Origin of the sequence: Streptomyces sp. NPDC059850 (assembly GCF_042731515.1) — a bacterium.
Classification (GTDB): Bacteria; Actinomycetota; Actinomycetes; order Streptomycetales; family Streptomycetaceae; genus Streptomyces.
On the sequence record NZ_JBHWJI010000052.1, the window covers coordinates 68,085 to 74,360 of the forward strand.

General features: G+C 71.1%; 8 protein-coding genes. 4 read left to right on the forward strand and 4 right to left on the reverse strand.

Annotated elements, in window-relative coordinates:
* The first annotated feature begins 93 nt into the window (after nt 1–93).
* A complete protein-coding gene (locus ACFV9T_RS32805; protein WP_385446134.1) occupies nt 94–426 on the forward strand; it encodes a hypothetical protein in 333 nt (110 codons plus the stop codon).
* Here the strand turns inward: ACFV9T_RS32805 and ACFV9T_RS32810 are convergent.
* Nucleotides 402–650, reverse strand: a complete 249-nt coding sequence (locus ACFV9T_RS32810) for a hypothetical protein (RefSeq protein ID WP_385446135.1) — start codon at nt 648–650, stop codon at nt 402–404. The genes ACFV9T_RS32805 and ACFV9T_RS32810 overlap by 25 nt on opposite strands.
* Before the next feature lie 9 nt (nt 651–659).
* The gene (locus ACFV9T_RS32815) at nt 660–2,057 is read right to left on the reverse strand and encodes a DUF222 domain-containing protein (RefSeq protein WP_385446136.1); all 1,398 of its coding nucleotides are present in this window, start codon (nt 2,055–2,057) and stop codon (nt 660–662) included.
* Nucleotides 2,058–2,244: 187 nt separating this feature from the next.
* Between ACFV9T_RS32815 and ACFV9T_RS32820 the strand changes: the two genes are divergently transcribed.
* Nucleotides 2,245–3,459, forward strand: coding sequence for a Cmx/CmrA family chloramphenicol efflux MFS transporter (locus ACFV9T_RS32820; protein ID WP_385446137.1), 1,215 nt, complete (start codon nt 2,245–2,247; stop codon nt 3,457–3,459).
* 22 nt (nt 3,460–3,481) lie between these two features.
* Here ACFV9T_RS32820 and ACFV9T_RS32825 read toward each other — a convergent pair whose 3' ends face one another.
* Nucleotides 3,482–3,751, reverse strand: coding sequence for a DUF4031 domain-containing protein (locus ACFV9T_RS32825; protein ID WP_385446138.1), 270 nt, complete (start codon nt 3,749–3,751; stop codon nt 3,482–3,484).
* A gap of 31 nt (nt 3,752–3,782) precedes the next feature.
* The gene (locus ACFV9T_RS32830) at nt 3,783–4,139 is read right to left on the reverse strand and encodes a hypothetical protein (RefSeq protein ID WP_385446139.1); all 357 of its coding nucleotides are present in this window, start codon (nt 4,137–4,139) and stop codon (nt 3,783–3,785) included.
* A gap of 102 nt (nt 4,140–4,241) precedes the next feature.
* Here ACFV9T_RS32830 and ACFV9T_RS32835 point away from each other — a divergent pair, with 102 nt between their 5' ends.
* Nucleotides 4,242–5,174, forward strand: a complete 933-nt coding sequence (locus ACFV9T_RS32835) for a MurR/RpiR family transcriptional regulator (RefSeq protein WP_385446140.1) — start codon at nt 4,242–4,244, stop codon at nt 5,172–5,174.
* A 72-nt stretch (nt 5,175–5,246) separates the two neighbouring features.
* A complete protein-coding gene (gene murQ, locus ACFV9T_RS32840; RefSeq protein WP_385446141.1) occupies nt 5,247–6,245 on the forward strand; it encodes an N-acetylmuramic acid 6-phosphate etherase in 999 nt (332 codons plus the stop codon).
* Nucleotides 6,246–6,276: the final 31 nt, after the last annotated feature.

Sequence of the window (6,276 nt, forward strand, 5' to 3'; positions counted from 1 at the left end):
ATTCTATTGGCCGGAGCGTTCCCCTGGTGACCAATTGACTACATACGGTGCCCGCCCAGGGTGTCCAGGGAACAGCTGAGTGGAGCTGATGTCATGAACGGCCTACGCCTCCTGCCGTGGTCCGGCCCGGAGGGCAAGCCCTGCTACTTGTCGACGGACGACGACAACAGCCGGTTGAGCCGGAAGGCAGACCAGATCGAGACACTGCAACTGGGCATGGCGACCCAACTGCTGGAGCACTCCAAGGCGTTGCTCACCAACGAGAAGGTCGGCGTCGTAGAGCTTCGCTTCCTGGCCTGCCGACTGACCGAAGCGCTGCGGGATACGTTGCGCGTCGCTGAGAGCAGGGGTGGGCGGCTCCTCGCGTATGTCGAGGACGGCAGCGACGAGTTGGACGAGGGTCATCCCGAACGGCGGCCCGGGTAGCGGATCGGCTTGCGGCACTCGGGGGCGACGGTGGGTGGCGACTGGCCGTCGAGCGCGTAGCACAGGGCCGCGTGCAGGTGCTCGGCAGCGGTAGGGCTCAGCCGCAGTTCGGAGGCGCCGAGGAGCTGGTCGCCTCTGCTGATCTGGAGCGGGAGGGTAAGGCTGCCGTCGTCCAGGCGGCGCACCTTCCACTCCGGGGCATGGTTGATCTGCCAGTCCGCCATGAAGATCACTCACCGGTAGTCGTGAGGGTGGTTGGTGTAGGTGTGACCGGTCGGGGCGGTCCAGGTAGTGGTGCCGGACTCAGAGTCGCGTTTCAGGGCCCAGCCGGGGTGGTGGGTCTTCATGAGGTGGTGGCGTCTGCAGAGAGTGGTCAAGTTGTCGGGTGTGGTCGGGCCACCTTTGGCGGGGTCGGCGTGGTTGAAGGGTTCGACGTGGTCGAGGTCGCAGCGGTGGGCGGGCATGCGGCAGGTGGGGAAGGAGCAGTGGGCGTCGCGGGCGATGACGTGGCGCTCCACTTCGGCGGTGGGCTTGTAGGTGGTGGGGTCGGTTTTGATCAGCATCCCGGTATCGGGATGGGTGATCAGGCGGCGCCATACGGTGCCTTCGGCGAAGGCGACTCCGCGGGCCTGGTCGGCGGTGATAGGGCCGTAACCCTTGAGGTAGGCGGGGTCGTCGGTGTCGCCGATCAGGACGTCCAGCGGAACAGTCACCTGGACCACCGCCGCTGAACGGCCGCCCGAGGATTCGGAACTGCTTACGGTGCGGTTGACGATGAGGTCGTAGAGGGCGTCGACCCGCTTCTGCTCCAGGGTGCGGCCCTCGTCGGGGAGGGTGGCGGCGTGGGTGTCGACGGCGGCGGTCATGGCCGCGGCCTGTTCGGCCGGGAGGATCGCGCCCCACATGGCCATGCCGTCGTCCTGCGGGTAGTGGACCATCTGCCGCTGCCGCTTGCGGGCCTGGTGCCGCTCTTCCGCGCCGTCCGGATCGGCTCGGACGATCTCGCGGGCCAGGGCGCGGCGGGTCTGGCCGGTGGTCATGGTAGGCAGCTTGTGCAGTAGGGCCATTTCGACCTGCTCCGCGACCTCGGGATTGAGGACGGCGCAGGCTTCGGTGACTGCTGCGGCCTGTGAGTAGGAGATCTCGCCCTGGGCCAGGAGAGCGCGTGTGGGTGGGTAGCGGCTGGCCAGCTCTCGGGCGACTTCCAAGCGGCGGGCGGCCGTCGTGCCGGACAGCTTCAAGGCACAGGCCACTTCCTCGCAGGTGAAGTTCCACGCGGCCTCGGTGTTGCGGTCCCATCCCGCCGGTGGGCCGTCGGCCCAGGCATCGGCTTCCAGTGCGGCGAGGATGTCTGCCTGCTGGGCCTGGATCCAGGCGGTGTGGCGCTCCAGGGCCTTCAGGGCGTCGATGCGGCCGGTGTGCGACAGCTTCTCCGCGCGCAGGGTCGGCAGGACAGCTGCGGTGTGCGGACCCGGTGCGGTGGCGGCCAGCTGGGCGGCCCATTCGTCCGACGTGATCGGATCGTTCGGGTCGCCCGGGTCGCTCAGTTCGTTTGTCGCGTTCTCGATCGTGTGCGCAGTCGTGTTCTCGGTCGTGTTCTCGGTCGTGTTCTCGGTCGTGGCGATTGGCATGGCGATCACTCCCCCGTGATGCCTCAACACCCGCCTCCCCTCGGCGGGTTCACAGCTCGATTCTTCATCACTCTCCGTGACCACACCAGACCGCAGCCGCCAGGCCACTATTTCGAGTGAACGTTCGGGAGATGGGGAACGCCCCCGGGCGAGGAATGGCGGACCCCACCGAGGCGTTGACGTCGGCATGCCCATCGCCGTTTATGTCCTTGGCCTGTCCGTCTTCGCTCTCGGGACCTCGGAGTTCATGCTGTCCGGGCTGCTCCAACCCGTCGCCCGGGACATGGGGGTCACGATCCCCACGGCCGGACTGCTGATATCGGCGTTCGCGATCGGGATGGTGGTCGGGGCGCCGGTGCTGGCGGCGGCCACGCTGCGGTTGCCAAGGCGGACGACGCTGATCGCGTTGCTCGCCGTGTTCGGGCTCGGGCAGGTCGCGGGGGCGGTGGCGCCGTCGTACGGGGTGTTGTTCGCGTCGCGGGTGGTGAGCGCGCTCGCGTGTGCCGGGTTCTGGGCCGTGGGGGCGGCGGTGGCCGTGTCGTTGGTGCCGGTCAACGCGCGGGCACGGGCCATGGCGGTGATGGTCGGCGGGCTCAGCGTCGCGAACATCGCCGGGGTTCCGGCCGGGGCGTTCCTGGGACAGAACGCCGGATGGCGCGCCGCCTTCTGGGCGGTGGCCGGGCTGTCGGTGCTCGGGCTGATCGGCGTGATCGCGCTCGTACCGCGTACGGAGGTGCCGACCGGCGAGGACCGGCCGCGGCTCCGCGCCGAGCTGCACATCTACCGCGACCGGCAGGTCTGGCTGGCGCTGGTCACCACCGCGCTGAGCGGAGGCGCGGTCTTCTGCCTGTTCTCGTACCTCTCGCCGCTGCTCACGGACGTGGCCGGGCTGGACGAGGGCTGGGTGCCGACCGTGCTGGCGCTGTTCGGGGTCGGCGCGCTGATCGGTACGGCGGTCGGCGGGCGGATCGCGGACGCGCACCTCTTCGGCACGATGTACGGCGGCATCACCGCCTCGACGGTCGTGCTGACCGTCCTGGCGCTGACCGCGCACAGCCCGATCGCCGCCGTGGGCCTGGCGCTGATGCTCGGCTTCACCGCCTTCTTCACCGCGCCCGCGCTCAACGCCCGTATGTTCAACGTCGCGAACGCCGCCCCGACGCTCGCGGGCGCGACCACGACGTCCGCCTTCAACATCGGCAATACGGTGGGCCCCTGGCTGGGCGGCCTGGTCATCGACGCGGGCTGGGGCTACCCGGCGGTGGCCTGGACGGGCGCGGCCCTGGCCGGTACGGGCATCGTGACGACGGCCCTCGCGGCCCGGCTGCATCGTAGGGAAGGGGCATCCCGCGTGGTCGCGGGCGGTCAGGCCACGACGCCCGCACACGAGACCGTCCGGTAAGACGAGACGGTCCGGTAAGCCCTCAGCTCCGCGCCACCGGCTTACGGCGGCGCAAGCCCGCCGCCGTAAGCCGCCGCAGCAGCTCCTTGCTGCCCACCTCCTCCGCCCCCGCCCGCACCGCCCGCGCGTACAGGTCGCTCGGGACGTCGTAGTGGTCGCGGTCGAAGCCGCGGCGCGGGGCGCCTATGCGGGTGGCGAAGGCGTGGAGTTCGTCGTACGAGACGTCGCTCACCAGGTGGGACCACATCCGGCCGTGGCCCGGCCACGAGGGCGGGTCGATCAGTACGGCCATCAGATCAGCCCGGAAAGAATCAGCGCCGCCATCACAGGGTGGTCCCGAGCGAGCCCACCGGCGCCACCGCGACCGCCGTCTTGCCGCACACCCAGTGCGGATCGGGGCCCAGTTCGGGTTCCACGTCGAGGGCGTGGAGGTCGCCGCCCCGGGTGCAGACGGGGCACAGGGGCCAGCGGCCATAGCGTTCCAGCAGGGCGTCCTGGACGTCCTGGGCGACCAGCCCGGACACGAAGGCCACGCCTTCCGGCCATTGCTCGACCCACCAGCGGCGGTGCGCGATGGCGTCCTCGACGAGCGAGACGATGTCGGCCTGGGCGACGTCTCCCGCCGCGAGGTCGGCCAGGACGAGCGCCCGTGCCGCGTGCAGTGCATGTTCGAGCTTCATGGGTCCCATTGTCACCTTTGCTTCGTCGCGCCGCCTTCCCGCGTACGGAATGGCATCGCGCGCGGTCTTGACTGACCTCGTGGCCGGAAATAGTTTTCAGATGTGAGCAGTAAGTTGAAGGAAACTTTCACTCCCCTCACCGACCCCGCCGTGCCCGCCCCCGCCGCCCTCGCGGCGAAGGTCCGCACCCTGGGCCCGTCCATGACCCGCTCGATGCAGCGCGTCGCCGAGGCCGTCGCGAGCGATCCGGCGGGCTGCGCGGCGCTCACCGTCACCGGTCTGGCCGAGCGTACGGGCACCAGCGAAGCCACCGTCGTCCGTACCTCCCGACTGCTCGGTTACCCCGGATACCGCGATCTGCGCCTCGCGCTCGCCGCGCTCGCCGCGCAGCAGGCGGCGGGCCGGGCACCGGCCGTCACGGCGGACATCGCGGTCGACGACCCGATCGGGGACGTGATCGCCAAGCTCGCCCAGGAGGAGCAGCAGTGTCTGGCCGACACCGCCGCCGGGCTCGACCCCGGCCAGGTCGAGGCCGCGGTCGCCGCGGTCGCCGCCGCCCGCCGGATCGACGTGTACGGCGCGGGCGCGTCCAACCTGGTCGCCCAGGACCTGGTCCAGAAGCTGCTGCGGATCGGCCTGATCGCGCACGCGCACGCCGATCCGCACCTGGCCGTCACCAACGCCGTCCAGCTGCACTCCCGTGACGTCGCGCTCGCGATCACCCATTCGGGGCGGACGACGGACGTCATCGAGCCGCTGCGCGTCGCCTTCGAGCGCGGGGCGACCACCATCGCGATCACCGGCCGCCCGGACGGCGAGATCGCGCAGTACGCGGACCTCGTCCTCACCACCTCCACCGCGCGCGAGAGCGAGCTGCGCCCGGCGGCGATGTCCAGCCGCACCAGCCAGTTGCTGGTGGTGGACTGCCTGTTCATAGGCGTGGCGCAGCGCACGTACGAGAGCGCGGCGCCCGCCCTGTCCGCCTCGTACGAGGCCCTCGCGCACCGGCACGACCCCCGCCCCAGCCACCGCTGAGCCGGGGGCACACGCCACAGAACGCGCCCCACCCCCCACCGTCACGCTTACGTAGGGAAGAGCCGCTTCGCCATGACTTCCGCCGCCGATGAGCAACAGCAGCAACAGGAACGACAGGAGCAACAGCTCCGCGCCCAGCTGGAGACCCTCACCACCGAGGCGTTCCGCCCCGAGCTCGCCGAGATCGACCGGCTCGACACCGTCGAGATCGCCCGCATCATGAACGCCGAGGACGCCGGGGTCCCCGCCGCCGTCGCCGCCCAGCTGCCCCGGATCTCCGCCGCCATCGACGGCATCGCCGCGCGCATGGCGGGCGGCGGGCGGCTGATCTACGCGGGCGCGGGCACCGCCGGGCGGCTCGGGGTGCTCGACGCGAGCGAGTGCCCGCCCACCTTCAACACCCCGCCGGACCGGGTGGTCGGCATGATCGCGGGCGGGGCGGACGCCGTGGTGTCGTCCGTCGAGGGCGCGGAGGACAGTGCGGAGCTGGCCGCCGAGGACCTGGACCGGCTCGGGGTCGGGCCGGGCGACGCGGTCGTGGGCGTCTCCGCGTCCGGCCGCACCCCGTACGCCGTAGGCGCCGTCGAGCACGCCCGCCGCCGGGGGGCGCTCACCGTCGGGCTGTCGTGCAACGCGGGCTCGGCGCTCGCGGCGGCCGCCGACCACGGCATCGAGGTCGTCGTGGGGCCGGAGCTGCTGACCGGGTCCACCCGGCTCAAGGCCGGTACGGCGCAGAAGCTCGTGCTCAACATGATCTCGACCATCACCATGATCCGGCTGGGCAAGACCTACGGGAATCTGATGGTCGACGTCCGCGCGTCGAACGAGAAGCTGCGGGCGCGCACCCGCCGCATCGTCGCTCTCGCGACCAGCGCGACCGGCGCGACCGGCGCGACCGGCGCGACCGGCGCGACCGACGAACAGATCGAGAGCGCGCTGACGGCCACCGGCTGGGAGGCCAAGAACGCCATCCTCACCATCCTCGGCGGCGTCGACGCGCCCACCGCCGAGAAGCTGCTCGCCGAGGCGAACGGCCAGCTGCGGGCCGCCCTCGAAGCGGCCAGGACATAAAAGGCATAAAAATACGGCGGCGGGGCGGCAC

Coding starts and splice junctions, on each gene's coding strand:
- ACFV9T_RS32815 (WP_385446136.1), bottom strand. CDS start 2,057: ATGCCAATCGCCACGACCGAGAACACGACCGAGAACACGACCGAGAAC.
- murQ (WP_385446141.1), top strand. CDS start 5,247: ATGACTTCCGCCGCCGATGAGCAACAGCAGCAACAGGAACGACAGGAG.
- ACFV9T_RS32820 (WP_385446137.1), top strand. CDS start 2,245: ATGCCCATCGCCGTTTATGTCCTTGGCCTGTCCGTCTTCGCTCTCGGG.
- ACFV9T_RS32805 (WP_385446134.1), top strand. CDS start 94: ATGAACGGCCTACGCCTCCTGCCGTGGTCCGGCCCGGAGGGCAAGCCC.
- ACFV9T_RS32830 (WP_385446139.1), bottom strand. CDS start 4,139: ATGAAGCTCGAACATGCACTGCACGCGGCACGGGCGCTCGTCCTGGCC.
- ACFV9T_RS32810 (WP_385446135.1), bottom strand. CDS start 650: ATGGCGGACTGGCAGATCAACCATGCCCCGGAGTGGAAGGTGCGCCGC.
- ACFV9T_RS32825 (WP_385446138.1), bottom strand. CDS start 3,751: ATGGCCGTACTGATCGACCCGCCCTCGTGGCCGGGCCACGGCCGGATG.